The sequence below is a fragment of the Empedobacter sp. UBA5987 genome (assembly GCF_002429865.1).
GTDB lineage: Bacteria > Bacteroidota > Bacteroidia > Flavobacteriales > Weeksellaceae > Empedobacter > Empedobacter falsenii_B.
The window spans coordinates 105,333-122,198 of record NZ_DJBB01000047.1; the positions used below are offsets into that span (position 1 = coordinate 105,333).

The 16,866-nt window shown below is 31.4% G+C and carries 14 protein-coding genes, 7 tRNA genes, 1 pseudogene and 1 riboswitch; of the genes and pseudogenes, 15 read left to right on the plus strand and 7 right to left on the minus strand.

Going from position 1 to position 16,866, the window contains the following annotated elements; all coding sequences use genetic code 11:
* The first annotated feature begins 22 nt into the window (after positions 1 to 22).
* The 6 genes from accD (at position 23) to B3J26_RS07450 (ending at position 2,699) form a co-directional block, all read left to right on the plus strand.
* Complete coding sequence (gene accD, locus B3J26_RS07425; RefSeq protein ID WP_115001651.1) at positions 23 to 871, plus strand: acetyl-CoA carboxylase, carboxyltransferase subunit beta; 849 nt, start codon at positions 23 to 25, stop codon at positions 869 to 871.
* An 88-nt stretch (positions 872 to 959) separates the two neighbouring features.
* Positions 960 to 1,032 (plus strand) — tRNA-Gly (locus B3J26_RS07430).
* Positions 1,033 to 1,067: 35 nt separating this feature from the next.
* Positions 1,068 to 1,151: transfer RNA gene (locus B3J26_RS07435), tRNA-Leu, on the plus strand.
* 29 nt (positions 1,152 to 1,180) lie between these two features.
* A tRNA-Gly gene (locus tag B3J26_RS07440) sits at positions 1,181 to 1,253 on the plus strand.
* A 24-nt stretch (positions 1,254 to 1,277) separates the two neighbouring features.
* Positions 1,278 to 1,361, plus strand: a tRNA-Leu gene (locus B3J26_RS07445).
* A 90-nt stretch (positions 1,362 to 1,451) separates the two neighbouring features.
* Positions 1,452 to 2,699 (plus strand): YaiO family outer membrane beta-barrel protein, encoded by a 1,248-nt coding sequence (locus tag B3J26_RS07450; protein WP_115001652.1) that lies wholly within the window; start codon positions 1,452 to 1,454, stop codon positions 2,697 to 2,699.
* Here B3J26_RS07450 and B3J26_RS07455 read toward each other — a convergent pair.
* The 4 genes from B3J26_RS07455 to B3J26_RS07470 are packed head-to-tail and all read right to left on the minus strand — an operon-like array spanning position 2,696 to position 11,487.
* Positions 2,696 to 6,124 (minus strand): sulfatase-like hydrolase/transferase, encoded by a 3,429-nt coding sequence (locus tag B3J26_RS07455; protein WP_291074007.1) that lies wholly within the window; start codon positions 6,122 to 6,124, stop codon positions 2,696 to 2,698. The two genes, B3J26_RS07450 and B3J26_RS07455, sit on opposite strands and share 4 nt — an antisense overlap.
* 2 nt (positions 6,125 to 6,126) lie before the next feature.
* Positions 6,127 to 7,191, minus strand: a complete 1,065-nt coding sequence (locus B3J26_RS07460; RefSeq protein ID WP_291074008.1) for a HEAT repeat domain-containing protein — start codon at positions 7,189 to 7,191, stop codon at positions 6,127 to 6,129.
* 4 nt (positions 7,192 to 7,195) lie between these two features.
* Positions 7,196 to 7,552, minus strand: coding sequence for a response regulator transcription factor (locus B3J26_RS07465; RefSeq protein WP_291074010.1), 357 nt, complete (start codon positions 7,550 to 7,552; stop codon positions 7,196 to 7,198).
* 11 nt (positions 7,553 to 7,563) lie between these two features.
* The gene (locus B3J26_RS07470) at positions 7,564 to 11,487 is read right to left on the minus strand and encodes a response regulator (protein WP_291074011.1); all 3,924 of its coding nucleotides are present in this window, start codon (positions 11,485 to 11,487) and stop codon (positions 7,564 to 7,566) included.
* 145 nt (positions 11,488 to 11,632) lie between these two features.
* Here B3J26_RS07470 and B3J26_RS07475 point away from each other — a divergent pair, with 145 nt between their 5' ends.
* From B3J26_RS07475 to cobC, 6 genes are all read left to right on the plus strand, one after another.
* Positions 11,633 to 11,974, plus strand: a complete 342-nt coding sequence (locus B3J26_RS07475) for a hypothetical protein (protein WP_291074012.1) — start codon at positions 11,633 to 11,635, stop codon at positions 11,972 to 11,974.
* Positions 11,975 to 12,030: 56 nt separating this feature from the next.
* On the plus strand, positions 12,031 to 12,276 hold the full coding sequence (locus B3J26_RS07480; protein WP_291067599.1) for a hypothetical protein: 246 nt from the start codon (positions 12,031 to 12,033) through the stop codon (positions 12,274 to 12,276).
* Positions 12,277 to 12,284: 8 nt separating this feature from the next.
* Positions 12,285 to 12,406: riboswitch (cobalamin riboswitch) on the plus strand.
* Between the two features lie 99 nt (positions 12,407 to 12,505).
* Entirely contained in the window at positions 12,506 to 13,525 is a 1,020-nt protein-coding gene (gene cobT, locus B3J26_RS07485) for a nicotinate-nucleotide--dimethylbenzimidazole phosphoribosyltransferase (RefSeq protein WP_286494756.1), read from the plus strand.
* Entirely contained in the window at positions 13,519 to 14,142 is a 624-nt protein-coding gene (locus tag B3J26_RS07490) for an adenosylcobinamide-GDP ribazoletransferase (protein WP_291074013.1), read from the plus strand. The genes cobT and B3J26_RS07490 overlap by 7 nt, the downstream gene beginning before the upstream one ends.
* On the plus strand, positions 14,103 to 14,294 hold the full coding sequence (locus B3J26_RS07495; RefSeq protein ID WP_291074014.1) for an adenosylcobinamide-GDP ribazoletransferase: 192 nt from the start codon (positions 14,103 to 14,105) through the stop codon (positions 14,292 to 14,294). Before B3J26_RS07490 ends, B3J26_RS07495 begins: the two co-directional genes overlap by 40 nt.
* Complete coding sequence (gene cobC, locus B3J26_RS07500) at positions 14,279 to 14,839, plus strand: alpha-ribazole phosphatase (protein WP_291074016.1); 561 nt, start codon at positions 14,279 to 14,281, stop codon at positions 14,837 to 14,839. The genes B3J26_RS07495 and cobC overlap by 16 nt, the downstream gene beginning before the upstream one ends.
* A 1-nt stretch (position 14,840) precedes the next feature.
* On the opposite strand, the gene B3J26_RS07505 is transcribed toward cobC, so the two are convergent.
* Both B3J26_RS07505 and B3J26_RS07510 read right to left on the minus strand, forming a co-directional pair.
* Positions 14,841 to 15,557 carry a DUF2071 domain-containing protein gene (locus tag B3J26_RS07505; RefSeq protein ID WP_038333029.1) on the minus strand — a complete coding sequence of 239 codons (717 nt, stop codon included), beginning with the start codon at positions 15,555 to 15,557 and terminating at the stop codon, positions 14,841 to 14,843.
* A 3-nt stretch (positions 15,558 to 15,560) separates the two neighbouring features.
* Complete coding sequence (locus B3J26_RS07510; RefSeq protein ID WP_125350484.1) at positions 15,561 to 15,935, minus strand: hypothetical protein; 375 nt, start codon at positions 15,933 to 15,935, stop codon at positions 15,561 to 15,563.
* A 142-nt stretch (positions 15,936 to 16,077) separates the two neighbouring features.
* On the opposite strand from B3J26_RS07510, the gene B3J26_RS07515 reads away from it, so the two are divergent.
* From B3J26_RS07515 to B3J26_RS07525, 3 genes are all read left to right on the plus strand, one after another.
* Positions 16,078 to 16,150 (plus strand) — tRNA-Gly (locus B3J26_RS07515).
* Between the two features lie 32 nt (positions 16,151 to 16,182).
* Positions 16,183 to 16,266: transfer RNA gene (locus B3J26_RS07520), tRNA-Leu, on the plus strand.
* A 26-nt stretch (positions 16,267 to 16,292) separates the two neighbouring features.
* Positions 16,293 to 16,365: transfer RNA gene (locus tag B3J26_RS07525), tRNA-Gly, on the plus strand.
* Positions 16,366 to 16,483: 118 nt separating this feature from the next.
* Here B3J26_RS07525 and B3J26_RS14855 read toward each other — a convergent pair.
* Positions 16,484 to 16,795 (minus strand): annotated as a pseudogene (locus tag B3J26_RS14855) (DUF3817 domain-containing protein).
* Between the last annotated feature and the right edge of the window lie 71 nt (positions 16,796 to 16,866).

A 16,866-nucleotide genomic window follows, 5' to 3' on the forward strand; every position in this document is an offset into this window, starting at 1 on the left:
TATCCAAATAAAAACAGAGAATATGCCTTGGTTTATTAGAAGCAAGAAAAATATTACAACGCCTACAGAGTCTAAAAAAGACGTTAAAAAAGGCTTATGGTACAAAACACCATCAGGAAAAATTATTGAAACTGAAGAACTAAAAGCAAATGCGTATGTAAGTCCAGAGGATGATCATCACGTACAAATTGGTTCTCAAGAATACTTCGATATCTTATTTGATGATAGTAAATTCACAGAATTAGATACAAAAGTAGAAAGTAAAGACCCATTAAATTGGACAGATACAAAACCTTATAAAGATCGTTTAAAAGAGATTAAAAAGAAAACGGGAATGACAGATTCTATTCGCAATGCGACTGGAAAAATTCATGGACGTGACATTACAATTTCTTGTATGGATTTCAAATTTATTGGAGGTTCTTTAGGATCTGTAATGGGAGAAAAAATTGCACGTGCAATTGATTATTCTATCAAAAACAAAACTCCATTCGTAATTATTACACAATCTGGTGGTGCACGTATGATGGAAGCTGCAATTTCGTTGATGCAATTAGCTAAAGTAGAAGCTAAATTAATTCAATTAGCAGATAACAACATTCCTTATATTACAATCTTAACAAATCCATCTTTTGGAGGAATTACAGCATCTTTCGGATCAATTGGTGACGTTATCATGGCAGAGCCAGGAGCATTAATTGGATTCGCTGGACCACGTGTTATCAAAGAAACTATTGGTAGAGATTTACCAGAAGGATTCCAAACTTCTGAATTTTTATTAGAAAAAGGCTTCGTTGATATGATCGTTCATCGTAAAAAGATGAAAGATAAAATAAAAGAAGTAGCTGATATGTTAATGCCTATCAACTAATTAAAATAAGTGCAAATATATTTTTAAAATTTTATTCAAATTTGATTTGGATTATTAGAAATTGATTTTATATATTTGCACTCCAATCGCGAGAATAGCTCAGCTGGTAGAGCGCAACCTTGCCAAGGTTGAGGTCGCGGGTTCGAGCCCCGTTTCCCGCTCTTTGAAATATAAAAATTCATAAAAATCAAATTTTGCCTTGGTGGTGGAATTGGTAGACACGCAGGACTTAAAATCCTGTGTCCATTAGGACGTGCGGGTTCAAGTCCCGCCTGAGGTACTTTTTAATTTGATTTTTACAATTTACACGCGGGAATAGCTCAATTGGTAGAGCGTCAGCCTTCCAAGCTGAATGTTGCGGGTTCGAGTCCCGTTTCCCGCTCTAACTTCTTTCTTAGAAGTGGATGCCTTGGTGGTGGAATTGGTAGACACGCAGGACTTAAAATCCTGTGTCCATTAGGACGTGCGGGTTCAAGTCCCGCCTGAGGTACAATAAAGCTCAAGAATTTATTTTCTTGAGCTTTTTTTATGCTCTAAATAATTATATCTTTATCCTCATAATAAAGTACGTTTTTATCACATGATTCAAAAATCATTTCTAAGAAAGACACTCTTTACTCTTACCTTTTTACCTTTATTTTCGTATAGTCAAGAATCGAAAAGTTCGGATGATTTATTTCAAGAAGCACGTCACAAAGCTTTCGAAGAAAAAGATTATGCAACTGCCAAGAAACTTGCATTACAAGCTTTAGATCAATCTCCGGAATATACAGATATCGCTGTTTTTTTGGGACGAATATATACATGGAATGATGAAACCGAAGAAGCGAGAAAAGTTTTTCAGAATGTTGAAAAAAACATGGATCCTTCTACCGATTTTTATTTAGCTTACACGTCACTTGAATATTGGAATGATAATTATACAGAAGCCGTTTCTATCATTGATCGTGGATTAATTAAATATCCTAAAAATGAAGAATTATTGTTGTTAAAAGCTAAAGTTCTTAATTCAAACAATGCTTATGAAGAAGCTTCGAAAACAATCAAAGAATTATTAGCAATTAACCCTAAAAATACGGAAGCGCGCGAATTAGCAAATCGAATCGAAATAAATAATACTAAAAATGCGATTAGTGTAAATTATAATTACTCACATTTTGACAAGCAATTTGCAGATGATTGGCATCAAGTTTCGGTTAGTTATAAAAGACAAACTTCACTTGGTTCGTTGATTTTTAAAGTAAATTACGCAAACAAATTTAAAGATAACGGAGTTCAATACGAAGTAGAAGCTTATCCAAGACTTTCTAAGACATTTTATATGTATGTTGGCGGTGGATATTCGGATAGTGATGGAATTTTTCCTAAATATCGCACAGGAGCCTCTCTTTACGCTAATTTACCTAAAAGTTTCGAAGCTGAATTAGGTTATCGTCAACTTCATTTTTCGGATGATGTTTGGATGTTCACAGGATCTATCGGTAAATATTATAAAAATTATTGGTTCAATTTACGTGCATTTGTGACACCAAGTAACAACAACATTTCGCATTCGTATACATTCACAACTCGTTATTATACTGGCGATGCAAGCAATTATTTAAGCTTAGCTATTGGTACAGGAATTTCACCAGAAGATTTTAACAACAATCTTTTAGAAGATACAACTTACAAACTGAAGTCCTTCAAAATTGGAGCAGATTATAATTTTTCGATCAGTGAATTAAACTTAATTTCAATTGGTGCGAATTATTACAATCAAGAATATCGTCCAAATCAAAAAGGAAATCAATTTGATGTAAGCGTTTCGTACAGCCGAAAATTCTAATTGATATAACGATTAAATATAGAATCAGGAACCATTTTTTGAGTATTTTTCAAAGAATGGTTTTTTGTTTTAAAGCTTTTCAATCGATTTTTCAACTCTGTTTCCATCTTCGAATTTTGTTCAACATCTTCGGTTAAATTCTTTTCAATTCGATATAACTTCCCTCCTGACAAATGATAATTTTGAAAAACATAATCATCTAAAATATTTTTATTCTGCATTAACGGAACGCCTTGTTTTCTGAAATTCGCTTTACCGTTTTCTAAATTCTGTCCCATCCAAGTCACATAATTCGGTAATTTCAGTTTATATGAATATCTAAAATATGTCACAAAAGTTGGTGCAACATCAAAATGCGTCACAATATTTGACATCTTTTTCGGTGACTTTAACAAAGGAGAATAAACAATAATCGGAACATGAAAACGATCAATCTTTGTTTCCATCGGTACTTCTGGCATTCGATGATCTCCAGTAATCACAAAAATAGTTTGATTAAAATCTGAACGTTTTTGATAAGCTTCGAAAAAGTTTTTTACAGCTTCATCAACACTCAAAAAAGTCACCAATTGTTGTTTATATTTTTTTACTGTCGTCAAAGTTGTCGCATCATAATTTCGAGATTTAATCAACGTTTCAAACTGTTTATTATATTTCTCAACATTGTTTATTAAGAAAGGACTATGCGTCGCTAACGTCATCAAAACATTAAAATATGGTTGATTATTTTCTTTTTGCGTTGCTAAATATTTTTTAAACACTGAATGATCGTCAAATCCCCAAGAAAATCCATTATTCGACGGAATTTTTGCATAATTATTTTCGTAATCATTTTCATCAATAATTGTTTCAACACCCGAATAATTCAAGTATTTCGACATAAAATCGAAATCAGCATCGCCACCGTAAAAGTACCCCGTTTTATAACCATTACTTTTCAACAAATTATACAAATTGTAATGTTGAGGTAAACTCTTTTGTTCCATAAAACCATTTTCAGCAAATGGCAAAGACCCCGTCAATCCAGGTAAAACTCCATATGTTCTTCCCGTCGTACTTAATCCATTTTCCCAATACAAACTCTTTTTCGAAAGCTTATCAATATATGGTGTAAAAGAACCTAAATATGCACTTTCGTTACTAAAAGCTCGTCCCAAACCTTCAATCACAATAAAAACAACATTCGGTTTTTCTGTTGTTAAATTAAATTGATCCTCGAAGAAATTTTTGTTCTCATCTTGATACAAAAATGGATAATTAGTTTTATCGAAATAATGTCGATTATCTTCATTATTTGAACTCGAATTTGAGTTTAAAAAATCAATTTCTGAAAGTTTATCTTCTGCATATTGTTCAATCGAATTTGAAAAAAAATAAGACGACTTACTCAAAATTAGATTAGATGAAAACTCATCATTTTGAGAACTTTTTAAATCCAAATTAATTGGAACAATAAGCGATAAAAAACTCAAAATTATTAATGGTAATTGAAGAATTTTTTGGTTAATTTTTAATCTATAACTGTAAATAAATATCGTTGTTAAAATAGCAATTGCAGCGATTGATAAAAGAATGTTTGTAACATTTACAACACCTGATGCTCCAATAATTAATTTCAATTCTTCGAACGTATAAGAAAACAAATCTGAACCTAATAAATTGAGCGTTGTTTGAAAATATTTAATCAATAAAACATTTGAAATGATTAAAAAAGAATACGCAAAAATGATCCATTTTTTCGCCCAACTTATCGAATAAAATTGCAGTAAAAAATATGCAAAACTTACCACAAAAATACTATCTAAAGCAAAATCGATATTATGTATGAATAAGTCAAAAAATAAAGTTTGATTAGAAGTTGTTGTAAGATTTTCTTGATAAAGATAAAATTCAAGAATTGTTGACAATCCAAAAAGTAACAAATAAACCAACGAAATAAACGTAGTTTGCTGAGCCAAATTTACAAATCCAAGTTTCAGTTTTTGCCAAATAGATAATTCTTTCGCTTGATTTCCTCCAAAACCTTGTCGCGTCATTTCTCCCCATGAATTATTTTTCAAAAAGAAATCCTTCACCCCTTTCACGCCAGCCATCACAACAAATGGATGAAATGTAAACGGCTCTATAAACGCCGTAAAAAATAATTTCGGAATATCGCCTTTTTTGTGATAAACATTGTACGTCATCAAATCAATCAGAATGGCATAAATCGAATATAAAATTCCGTAAAGCAACACAAAAGCCATTAAAGGAAAGAAAATATGCCAATTAATTAATCCTAAAAAGAATAAAACTACGAAAATTATCCAACCAATGTATTCGATAATCGGCCCTAAAAATTCGAAGAAAAACCAATACGGATAACTCATCATTCCAAGTTTTCCATATTTCGGATTGAAAAATAAAATACGATGTTTCCACAATGTTTCTATCGTTCCACGCATCCAACGATTGCGTTGTTTGGTTAAAATTTCTTTACTTTCTGGCACTTCTGTCCAACAAAGCGGATCGGGAATATTCACCACTTTATAGGCCAATTTTTGTTCATGCATATAACGTCTCATTCGCACAACAAGCTCCATATCTTCACCAACTGTATCGTGATCGTAACCGCCACATTGAAGCACAATTTCACGATCAAAAGCACCAAAAGCACCCGAAATCAGCATCAAACCATTGGCGCGCGACCACGCCATTCTTCCCAAAAGAAATGCTCGAATGTATTCTAACGCTTGCGCTCTTCCTAAACGAGTTTTTGGCAAATTAACATCGACAATTTTTCCGTCAACAATGCTACAATTATTCGCCAAACGAATAACTCCTCCACATGCAATTACTTTTGCTTTTGCTTCATCCATAAACGGTTTTGCTAGCTTCAGAATCGCATCTTGTTCTAAAATACAATCGACATCAATACAAACAATATAATCGTTTGTTGCAATATTAATTCCGACATTTAGCGCATCCGATTTTCCTCCATTTACTTTGTCAACAATAATTAATTTCTTGAAAACAGGATTTGTACTTTTATAAATTGCATTAATTGGTTTCGTTTCGATATTTCCTTCAACGAAATAATCAATTTTAATCAAATCATACGCTTCAATTAATCGTTGCAACGAATCATCTTTGGAACCATCATTTACAATAATAATTTCGAGTTGATTGTAATACAACGACAACAAAGAACGCACGTTCTCCACAATCGTTGCACCTTCATTATAAGCGGGCGCAATAAGGCTAAAAGTTGGCGCATTGGGCGATGTTGCAATAAGCGAATAATCTGTAAAACTGTTTTTTCGTATATAAGATTTTATCGCTCCTTTCGCATAAAAACCTATCCATCCATAGACTAAAATTAATAGGATTGAATAAAAAAGAAAGCCGTAAATAAAAAAATCGAAAGCCGTTTCTATCCAATTCATGATTAGTTTTCTTGGATAATTTGATTAATAATTTGTTTTAATTCAGGAGAGTTTGATTGATGTGCAAGTTTTTGTAAATCGGTTTTTGAACAACAATTATTTAACGCTCTTACACTTGCTTTTTTGACAGAAAATGAAGGATTTTCCTTTGCTTGAGTTTCTAAAAATGTGTTATTTTCTGGATTAGAAATTTTATCTAAGGCTTTTAAAATTTGAATTTGAAACTTTTCGTTACACGTTTGATATTGTTCAATCAATAGCTTTGAAGTTGAATCATCTTCGATTCTGACTAATGTTTTAATCGTTTCTTCCACAACTTTTTCATCAGAAACATGCAAATTATCTGCGACCAAATCGTGCATTTGCAACAATTGAAACTTGCGAATTAATTTCATAGCAAGAATTTTTACACTTTGATTAGGTGATTTTAACCAACTCGAAATTATGATATCAACCTCATCATTATTCGGTAAAATTGTAATTGCATCCAACAACTTCAATTGCTGCCAATCCGTCAATTGCTCCTGTAAATTGTCCAAAAAAAATAATCCTTCGAAACCCGAAAATTTTGCTAAACCATATTGCGCTTCAGATCGAACTAAATCATTTTTATGTTGTAACATACTTTTGATTTTCGGTAAAGTTTCAACATGATTCATCGTCGTAACTTCCTGTATTGCTTCTGCAATTTCATGATTTTTTTGACTATTTAATTTCTGTAAGGATATTTTTTTTAATTCATAATGGTCAAATAAATTTTGAATACTTTCTTTTGAATGTCCAGAAAAATTTTGTTCCGCTTTTAGTAATTTTTTGATAAAATAATGTTTGAATGAACTTGATTTCAAATAATCCGTAAAATCAGTATTCGAATTGGATTGATCATCCAAAATTGTTTCATAAATTTCTTGATCAATAATAGCATTCCACTTATTTTTCTTTGTAATGATTTTATATTCAATTATACTTGTCAATAACGTATAAATAATTATCAAAAAAAGTAAAATAAGTAGAACGTAGATTCCTACGATTAACTCGGTATAGGTTATAATTTGTAGGATAATCATGCTTTTATTTTAGCAATTTTTTCACGCGAACAGACAATTCAATAGGACTAAATGGTTTCACCATAAAATCATTTGCACCCAAATTAAATGCCTCCACCACCACATCTTCTTGCCCTAAAGAAGACAAAATAATCATTGGTGTATCTGCATTTTTACTTTTTCTAACAGCACTAATAATCTCCAAACCAGACGCAAAAGGCATCATAATATCAGTGATAATCAAATCAATATCTTCAGTCTCAATCTTACTGATTGCTTCTTTTCCATTTCGTGTTAAAACAACTTTGTAACCTTCTTTTTTCAGTTTGTGCTCAATTGTTTTTAAAATCAATTCATCATCTTCGGCAATTAAAATCTGCATAATATTGGTTTTTAAATATTTTTTAAATAGTTAATAACTAATTCTATTTCGGTTTTCACTTTAATAATCAGCTGGTTTTCTTGTAGGTAATTGATTGAAGTTGATTTTTCTATTTGTTCGGTTAAATCAGCCAAAATTGTAAGTCCAGCAGTTTTTGCTGTGCCTTTTACTTTATGACCTAATTGATTTAATCCTTCTAAATTTTGTATGTTGGAATAAGTTTCAAATTCTAGTATAGATTTTTCTAACTCATTAATAATTATTTCTATAAATGTTTTTCTAAACGATTCGTCTTCTTTCGTATAATTATTTATCATCGAAAGATCAAGGTGATTTCCAAAATCATTGGTTTCAATCTTTTCATATTGGGAAAAGTCTAACCATTTTTCTAGTACATCAAAAATATCTTTTTCTCGAATTGGTTTTGCTAAGAAATCATTCAATCCAGCATTAAGACATTTTTCCTTTTCGCCTTTTACATTTCCCGCTGTCACTGCAATAATCGGAGTTTCTTGAAAATTGTTTAATAAACGAATAACCTTAGTTGCTTCAATACCATTCATTTCTGGCATTTGAATATCCATCAAAATTAAATCAATCTTATTTTCTTGACAAATTGATACGGCTTCCGCTCCATTCGCAGCCGTATACAAAATAGAATTTGGTGCAATATTTTTGATAATCTGCTGATTTAAAGCCATATTAACTAAATTATCATCAGCAATTAAAATATGAAATTGTTTCGAAAAATCTTGCGAAATTTCTTCTTGATTTTCAATTTCTATGGTTTGAATTTCTTTCGAATCAATAATCGTTTTACGCAGCGTATCAAACAATTCTTCAGACTTAATTGGTTTCAATAATCGCGAAGTAATTCCCAATTCTTTTGCTTTCTGAATTAGATATTCATCCTCAGAAGAACTATGCAATAATACTAAAGGAATTTTTGTATTCTTAGTTACAAAATACTCTTTTATTTTCTGAATTGTTTCTAAACCATTTAAAACTGGCATGTGATAATCCATCAAAATAACATCGTAAACATTGCCATTCAAAACTTTCTGAAGCGCTTCCATTCCATTGTTCGCAATATCAGACGTTATATTTTTGAACTGCAACATATGCTGCAAAATCATTTGATTACTTTGATTATCATCTACAATCAACACATGATTTATTTCTTCCAAATGATCAAATTGTTGCTCAATATTATATTCGTAATCAACTTCTAAATCAAAGAAAAATGTAGAACCTTTATCTATTTCGCTTTGCAATTCTAGATGACTTCCGAAATAATTTAATAATTTATTCGAAATTGTTAAACCTAAACCTGTTCCTCCGAAACGTTTACTAACAGTACTATCCTCTTGTGTAAATGCATCAAAAATCTTGGCTTGTTTTTCTGGTTTTATACCAATTCCTGTATCACGAACAGAGAATCTCAGTTTTGCTTTTTCTCCTTTCACAATTGGTTCAACTTGACTAATTTTTAGTTCTATTTCTCCACTATCCGTAAATTTCACAGCGTTTCCAAGTAGATTAATTAGCACTTGTTTCAATCGAGCTTCATCAATCCAAATAAATTGAGGTAAATTATTATCAATGTTCAACAACAATTCTATTTTTTTGTTTTCGGCTTGATAAAGAATCACATTGATTACTTGATTTCCTAACTCGAACAGATTATTTTTTTCTATCGAAACATCCATTCGACCTGATTCAATTTTAGAGAAATCTAAAATGTCATTTATTATTGACAATAATGAATTTGCAGAATCATTAATAAAATTCAAATATTGTTTTTGAGTTGGATTAAGCGGCGTTTTCAACAATAAATCAGAGAAACCAATCACACCATTTAACGGCGTTCGAATCTCGTGACTCATATTGGCTAAAAACTCAGACTTTGCTTTACTAGCGATATCAGCATTCTTTTTGGCTTTTTTAAGTTCTTTATTTTTCTTGACAGATTCTGTTATATTTTGCGAAAACATAATTAGACCACCAATCTGTTTTTTATTGATATACCACGGATGAATCGCCCACGAATAGTGTTGATCAGTGTCATATTTTGGCGTGCGATAAATGGTATCTTCATTCGAATAATTTTCGCCCTGCAAACAAGCCTCATAAATAGCTTTTCTTTCTGCTGGAACATCATACATTTCGTAATGAGATTTTCCAATCACATTTTTCTTTTTTATCGCAAATTCATCACTCCATTGATTACTCAAAGTCAGATAATTCATTTCACTATCAAACATTGCAACTGAAGCAGGTACGTGATTAATAAACGTTTCGAAAATAGCTTTTTGTCTTGTCAACTCTAACGTATAACGTTTTCTCTCATTAATATCCTGAAAAATTCCAAAAACGCTAACACATTCTCCGTTTACGAATTCTGGAATTCCTTTACATCTTACCCAAATTGTTTTTCCTTTTTGGGTAACAATCTGCAACTCCATATCATATTCGATTCCTTTTTCTACCGCATCTTTAAAGGCTTTCTTTATTTTTGGATAACTACTTTTTGCTTCATAAAAATTGAGTGCAGTTTCTACATTTGGTTCATAATCTGGTTCAACTTCATGGATTTTTTTCGTTATATCAGCCCAAATTAATTTTTGCTTCACTAAATCATATTTCCAACCTCCTACATTCGCAACTTCGTACGTATGATCTAACAATTGACGTGCGCGATTAAGGTCTCTTTCCAACAAAGTCCTTTGCGTCATATCCACCGCAGTGCTCATTACAACAGGATTTCCTTCGTTATCTTTGTCCAAAATATTGCTGTATAACCAATATGTTAACGAACCATCTTTCTTTATCAGACTCATCAAACCTGAATCTTGCTTTTTGTACGAAATTGTTTCGATATAGGTTTGATATTCTTTTTGATTAGATTTTGGAATTAATTTTTTCAGATTCAAATCTTTTGCTTCATTTTCTGAATAGCCCATAGATTCTAATCCTGTCTTATTTATCGACAATATATTTCCATCCAAATCATGAATTGTCATTAAACCAAGCGAAGAATTGAAGAAATTTCTAAACTTACGTTCGCTATTTTCTAATTCTACTTTTTTCGAATTTTCAAGCGTAATATCTCGACCAAAGAAAAAGATTTCGTTATCAATTTTTAAGTTAGATTTTGTATACCATTCCACTAACTTCTCTTCTTGAGATTCAGGAGAACACATCAAACATTTAAAATTGATTGAATCTGTATTATTTTTAAGATTTGATAAATACGTATTAACTTTCTTCTTATCTTTTTCCGAAACAAAATCTAAAAAGTTTTCTGCAATAATTGTCTTTTCATCTTTTATTCCTAAAACCTCTTTAAAAGAAGGATTTATAGATTTTAGAACACCATTAATATCGGCAACTCCAATAAGATTATTAGATATTTTATAGATATTTTGAAAGTAAGCCGCATCTTTTTTGCGCTTTTTACTCACCAATAATTTGGTAATATTTTTCCCAAGTTGAATCAATAAATTACGTTGTTTTTCGTCCAACGTTCTTGGATAATGGTCGTTTACACATAATGTTCCCAACGCATTTCCATTGTCATCAATCAACGGAACACCAGCATAGAACTGAATATTTGCGGCTTTTACACCAGCAATATTTTTTGCAGGTTCAAATTTCGTCACATCATCAATCACCAAAATTTCATTTTCTACCAAAGAAAATTGACATATTGTTTGTTGACGCGGAACAATATCTACCTCGATTCCACAATTTGCTTTAATCACTTGATAGTTTTCATCAAAAACAGAAACTAACGCAATTGGCGCATTACAAATCAAACTCGCAGCATTTGCAAAAACTTCTAATTCTTCGTCTTTATCATGCGCTTGTAAATTATAATCGTAAACCGCTTGCAATCTTTGCTTTTCGTTCGTTGGGATGGGATAATTTTCCATTTAAATAATAGCTATTTTAAAGGAAAGTAGAGGTGGTTAAAGATATTACATAAATCCAAATATTCGAAATCAAATATTTCTGAAAATCAAACCAACCTTTTCAATCAAAAAATCATCTCTATTATAAATCTAAACTTTAAAAAATATGAAAATCACAATCCCAACTCCATGCAAAGAAAAATTACGAGATGATAATTTTTGTACGAAATGTCAACATAAAATCACTGACTTTTCTAACTTCACAAATGACGAAATTTCAAATGAATTTCAGAAAAAAAACGTTCATTGTGGTATTTTTCATCCAAGTCAATTAGGTCAAAATCTTTTCAAGAAAACGATTTCTAATGTTATGATTTTTTCTGCTTTAGGATTAATGAGTACTTCATCAAAAGCTCAAAAACATAATACAGCTTGTCATGATAATCCTTTACCTATCAATAATTCTATAGAAAATGAATCGATTGAATTTAAAATAATTGTTACTTAAAGTTCGAACACAAGAATTCAAAGTTTTCCAATTTACAATTATTAATTAATGGTGAATTGATAGAACGAACTGTAAAAATTTGTAAAGAATACACCATAAAATCCCATGTTCTAAAAGGTTTGCCAATTGATATTCGACTAGCTTCAATCGAAAAAAACATAGAAATTAATAAAAATTATACAAGCAAAAATCTACCAAAAAAACTAAAATTGAATGGAGCAGATTTCGTAGCGGAAGAAATTATTATGGGAGATATTTCAATAGAACCAACAATACAAGGAATAATGGCTATTAAAAAATAGTTTTTTTGCTTTTATGATTATTTTATTACCTTACTAACACAAAAGGGAATCGAGTGCAAATCTCGAGCTGTCGCGCAACTGTAAGTAGAGAAAAACTATAAGCCAGACCACTTTTTAGATGATGCTTTCGCGATTGAAGCTCAATCAAAACTGCATGTATTTTATTATTTGTTAATTGATTGCACTTGATTTCGAAAGCATTTTTTATTAAAATTTAGTTTAGTATAAAATGCAAAAAGAAGAAATTCAACACATTATTGATCTTAAAACAAAACCGCTTGGAGCCTTAGGTTTATTAGAAAAAATTGCACTTAAAATTGGTTTGGTTCAACAAAAAAAACATTTAGAATTAATCAATCCACATCTGATTGTTTTCGCGAGCGACCATGGAATTGCTCAATCTGGTGTTAGCGCTTATCCTGCGGAAGTTACACCCCAAATGGTTTTTAATTTCCTAAATAATGGGGCAGCAATTAATGTTTTTTGTAATCAAAATGAGATTTATTTAACCATTGTTGATGCTGGTGTAAATTATGATTTCGAGGATTATTCGGTTTTGAAAAATTGTAAAGTAGCCAAATCAACCAAAAATTTCTTGCGCGAATCTGCCATGACCTTGGATCAATTGGAACAATGTTTTGATTATTCGAAGACAATTGTAGACGAAATCGCTCAAAACGGAACAAATATTATTGGTTTTGGCGAAATGGGAATTGGGAACACTTCTTCCGCATCAATGCTTGTACATTATTTGACTGATTTACCTCTTGAACAATGTGTTGGTCGTGGAACAGGTTTGAATGATGAGCAATTACAGAATAAAATCAATATTCTAAATGTAGCGAAGAATACACATGGAAAAATTACTGATCCGAAAGAGATTTTAGCCACTTTTGGCGGTTTTGAAGTTGCGCAAATGACAGCTGCAATGTTATCTGCTTATGAACACAATATGCTGTTGATGATTGATGGTTATATTGCTTCGGCTGCTATTTTAGTTGCGTCGAAATTGAACCCTGAAATTCTAAATAATGCTATTTTTTGTCATCAAAGTGATGAATCTGGACACCAATATTTATTGAATTATTTCAACGAAGAACCAATTCTAAACATCAATTTGCGTGTTGGCGAAGGAACAGGTTGTGCGTTGGCTTATCCAATTATCAAAAGTGCGGTTAACTTTTTTAATGATATGGCAAGTTTCGAATCTGCAGGCGTGAGTAACAAAGAAACTGAAGTGGAATGCTAAAAAAAGAAATCACCTACTTTTTAACAGCTTTGATGTTTTTTACTCGAATTCCAATTCCGTTCAAAATTCCATATAGCAACGAAATTATGAATCAATCACAGAAATATTATGCTGCAATTGGTTTGTTAGTTGGCGCTTTCAATGCATTGATTTATACAATTTGTCAATTTATTTTACCAGTTGATATCGCTATTATTATCACAATTATTGCAAGTGTTTTGCTGACTGGCGCCTTTCACGAAGATGGTTTCACCGATGTTTGCGATAGTTTTGGTGGTGGTTATGGCAAAGAAAAAATCTTGACAATTATGAAAGATAGCCGAATTGGCGCTTATGGTGGTATTGGCGTTATCTTATTGTTATTATTGAAATTTACTTCATTGGTTCATATTGCAGAAAATAATTTTCGGTTGATGATTTTCAGTTTGATTGCAGCACATTCGGTTAGTCGTTTTTTTTCTGGAATGATGATTTATACCCACGAATATGTAACAGACATCGACACAAGTAAATCGAAACCGATGGCAAATAAAGCTCTTCCGATAAAAAATCTTGTCATAGTTTTCTTTTCTGTCTTGTGCCTTTTATTGTTTTTGGCGAATGGAAATTCTTGTTGATTTTACCACTTTGTTACCTAGGAAAAGTTTATTTGGGCTGGTATTTCAAGAAATATATTGGCGGATATACGGGCGATTGCTTGGGAACTGTGCAACAAGTTACCGAAGTTTTGTTTTACCTTGGCGTTTTAATTATATGCAAGTTTCTGTAATTCGACATACAAAAGTTAATGTTCCTTCATCCGTTTGTTACGGACAAACTGATGTGGAACTAGCTGACACTTTTCATCAAGAAGTGGTACAAATTCATACTAAAATTGAAAGCAATTTTGATATAATTTTTTCAAGTCCGTTAAGTCGTTGTCAACGCTTGGCAGAAACTTTCTCGAATGAAATTATTTTTGATGATCGATTAAAAGAATTCAATTTTGGAGATTGGGAAATGAAATCGTGGAACGAAATTCCTTCGGAAGAAATAGAACCTTGGTACGCCGATTTTGTCGAAACTAAAACACCAAACGGCGAATCAATGCAAGATATTTCTACGCGACTTTTTGATTTTATGGACGAGTTACGAAATGCTCAACACGGAAAAGTGCTGATTGTTGCACATGGTGGAATCATCCGTTTGATGTGGTGTTATTTGTTGCAAATACCAATCAAAAATGCATTCAAAATACCTATAAATTATGGTGAAATGTTTCAGTTTAATTTAGGAAAAACAAATGAGGAAGATTTTATTTTAAGGAAAGAATAAACTACAAACATTTTATCTTTTCTAACGACTTCCATTCATGTTCGATATTGGTCATCAAAATTGCGTTATCAAACTGAACAGAACCTTTTGGAAAGATTGTTTCATCTTCAAAAAAACTTGATTTCACATGTAAAACTTCCAAAGGTTCTACTCCCCAATTATAGGTTTCGAGTTTTAGACCTTCAAAATTATTTCCATTTGGAGAATAACCGACAGAACCATTCTCGAAGAATTTTGAAACTTCATCCAACGTTTCGAAAATCGAATTAGAATTAAATTCAACAGATTTTTTAGCATCAATTTCAATTCGTGTATCGTCAGAACTCGTGAAATCTAAATGATAATTATCGTTTTCTTCTATAACATTAAACTTCGCAAAATAATGTTTACCAGGAAAAACTCGACCACCAACAAGTGTATTCAATTTTAGAGAAGTATCTCTCCTCGGGATATATACACCTTCTTTTGTCACGCCATTTTCTTCCCATTCAACCGCGATTCGATGCGCTGCATTTTCAGAATTCACTCCTACAAAATCAGGTAAACCTTTTGGTTTTATATCTTTTAATCGAATCAAACAGATTCCAGCAATTGCTTTTCCTTTGTACAATTTTGGGCGAAAAGGTTGAGGTAAAATCTTCTCAATATAGTGTAGTTCTACACAAAAATTGATTAACATTCTACGTTCTATAATACCATGAATTTTGGGGATTTTCATAATTTATTCTTTGTAAGTTGTTTCTTGTATTTTCCAATAATTCAACGTCAAATTATCACTATATTTTAAATAAAGTTTAATTTCTCCATTTTGATCAATTTTACCAATTTTTTCTTGAATTAAATAAACCTCCATTTTATCTAAAATTTCATCAGGCTTACCAATCAATTTATAAACCTCATTTTTTGAAGTTCCATTTGAATTATATGAATCAAATTTTAAAACATTATTAACCAAATCATCCAACATCTTATAACGATAATTTTGTCCGTAAACTCCTTCCTCAAAAGGAATCCATTTATCTGATTCAAACTTTTTCTTAGAATTACAACTCATCACAAGAAGAAAAACACCACAAAAAATAAATAATTTCTCCATAAAATAATTCAATTCCCTAATTTCTCAAAAAAAATCAACAAGTCAAATATTTCAAAATTAATTTATTAGAAAAAAGTTGTAAAATTTATTCGAAAAACACTTGCAAAAGTAATATTAATGACCTTATATTTGCACTCACAACGCGGGAATAGCTCAATTGGTAGAGCGTCAGCCTTCCAAGCTGAATGTTGCGAGTTCGAGTCTCGTTTCCCGCTCTTTGAAATATTAAATTCAAAAATCAAATTTTGCCTTGGTGGTGGAATTGGTAGACACGCAGGACTTAAAATCCTGTGTCCATTAGGACGTGCGGGTTCAAGTCCCGCCTGAGGTACTTTTTAATTTGATTTGAAAATTTACGCGGGAATAGCTCAATTGGTAGAGCGTCAGCCTTCCAAGCTGAATGTTGCGAGTTCGAGTCTCGTTTCCCGCTCTGTAAAAGCCGAAGATTAATCTTCGGCTTTTTTTATTTAGAAAAATTTGATTCCTAAAACATAAAAAAACCTCAAACAATCACGTTTAAGGTTTTACTTTTTTATCTAATCGTTGTCTTATTTCGCTTCTTCAGCCAACATTTGTTTATATTTTTTGCCTTCGATTAATCTTTTTTCTGCCCAAATTGTTCCTCCAGGAATAACTGCTGCGATAAAAAAGATCATAAAAATTTTCCAAGACCAATTGTATTTTTCTTTCAATAAATAAACCAATATAATATAAGCTATAAACAATCCTCCGTGTACGCGTCCTGCTTATGTTACCCATGTCGGATCTTCCCAAATATATTTCATTGGCATTGCGATAAAAAACAAAACTATCGCAGAAATAGCTTCTAAATATCCAGTAATTTTAAATAATTTCAACATTCATCTTAAATTTGAAGTCAAAAATAATTTTTAATTTCCACATGAACACTAATAGATATCAGTAAAACAAA

Excerpts from the sequence above, each read along its gene's own strand:
- accD (WP_115001651.1), top strand. The coding sequence starts at position 23 with ATGCCTTGGTTTATTAGAAGCAAGAAAAATATTACAACGCCTACAGAG.
- B3J26_RS07450 (WP_115001652.1), top strand. The coding sequence starts at position 1,452 with ATGATTCAAAAATCATTTCTAAGAAAGACACTCTTTACTCTTACCTTT.
- B3J26_RS07455 (WP_291074007.1), bottom strand. The coding sequence starts at position 6,124 with ATGAATTGGATAGAAACGGCTTTCGATTTTTTTATTTACGGCTTTCTT.
- B3J26_RS07460 (WP_291074008.1), bottom strand. The coding sequence starts at position 7,191 with ATGATTATCCTACAAATTATAACCTATACCGAGTTAATCGTAGGAATC.
- B3J26_RS07465 (WP_291074010.1), bottom strand. The coding sequence starts at position 7,552 with ATGCAGATTTTAATTGCCGAAGATGATGAATTGATTTTAAAAACAATT.
- B3J26_RS07470 (WP_291074011.1), bottom strand. The coding sequence starts at position 11,487 with ATGGAAAATTATCCCATCCCAACGAACGAAAAGCAAAGATTGCAAGCG.
- B3J26_RS07475 (WP_291074012.1), top strand. The coding sequence starts at position 11,633 with ATGAAAATCACAATCCCAACTCCATGCAAAGAAAAATTACGAGATGAT.
- cobT (WP_286494756.1), top strand. The coding sequence starts at position 12,506 with ATGCAAAAAGAAGAAATTCAACACATTATTGATCTTAAAACAAAACCG.
- B3J26_RS07490 (WP_291074013.1), top strand. The coding sequence starts at position 13,519 with ATGCTAAAAAAAGAAATCACCTACTTTTTAACAGCTTTGATGTTTTTT.
- cobC (WP_291074016.1), top strand. The coding sequence starts at position 14,279 with ATGCAAGTTTCTGTAATTCGACATACAAAAGTTAATGTTCCTTCATCC.
- B3J26_RS07505 (WP_038333029.1), bottom strand. The coding sequence starts at position 15,557 with ATGAAAATCCCCAAAATTCATGGTATTATAGAACGTAGAATGTTAATC.
- B3J26_RS07510 (WP_125350484.1), bottom strand. The coding sequence starts at position 15,935 with ATGGAGAAATTATTTATTTTTTGTGGTGTTTTTCTTCTTGTGATGAGT.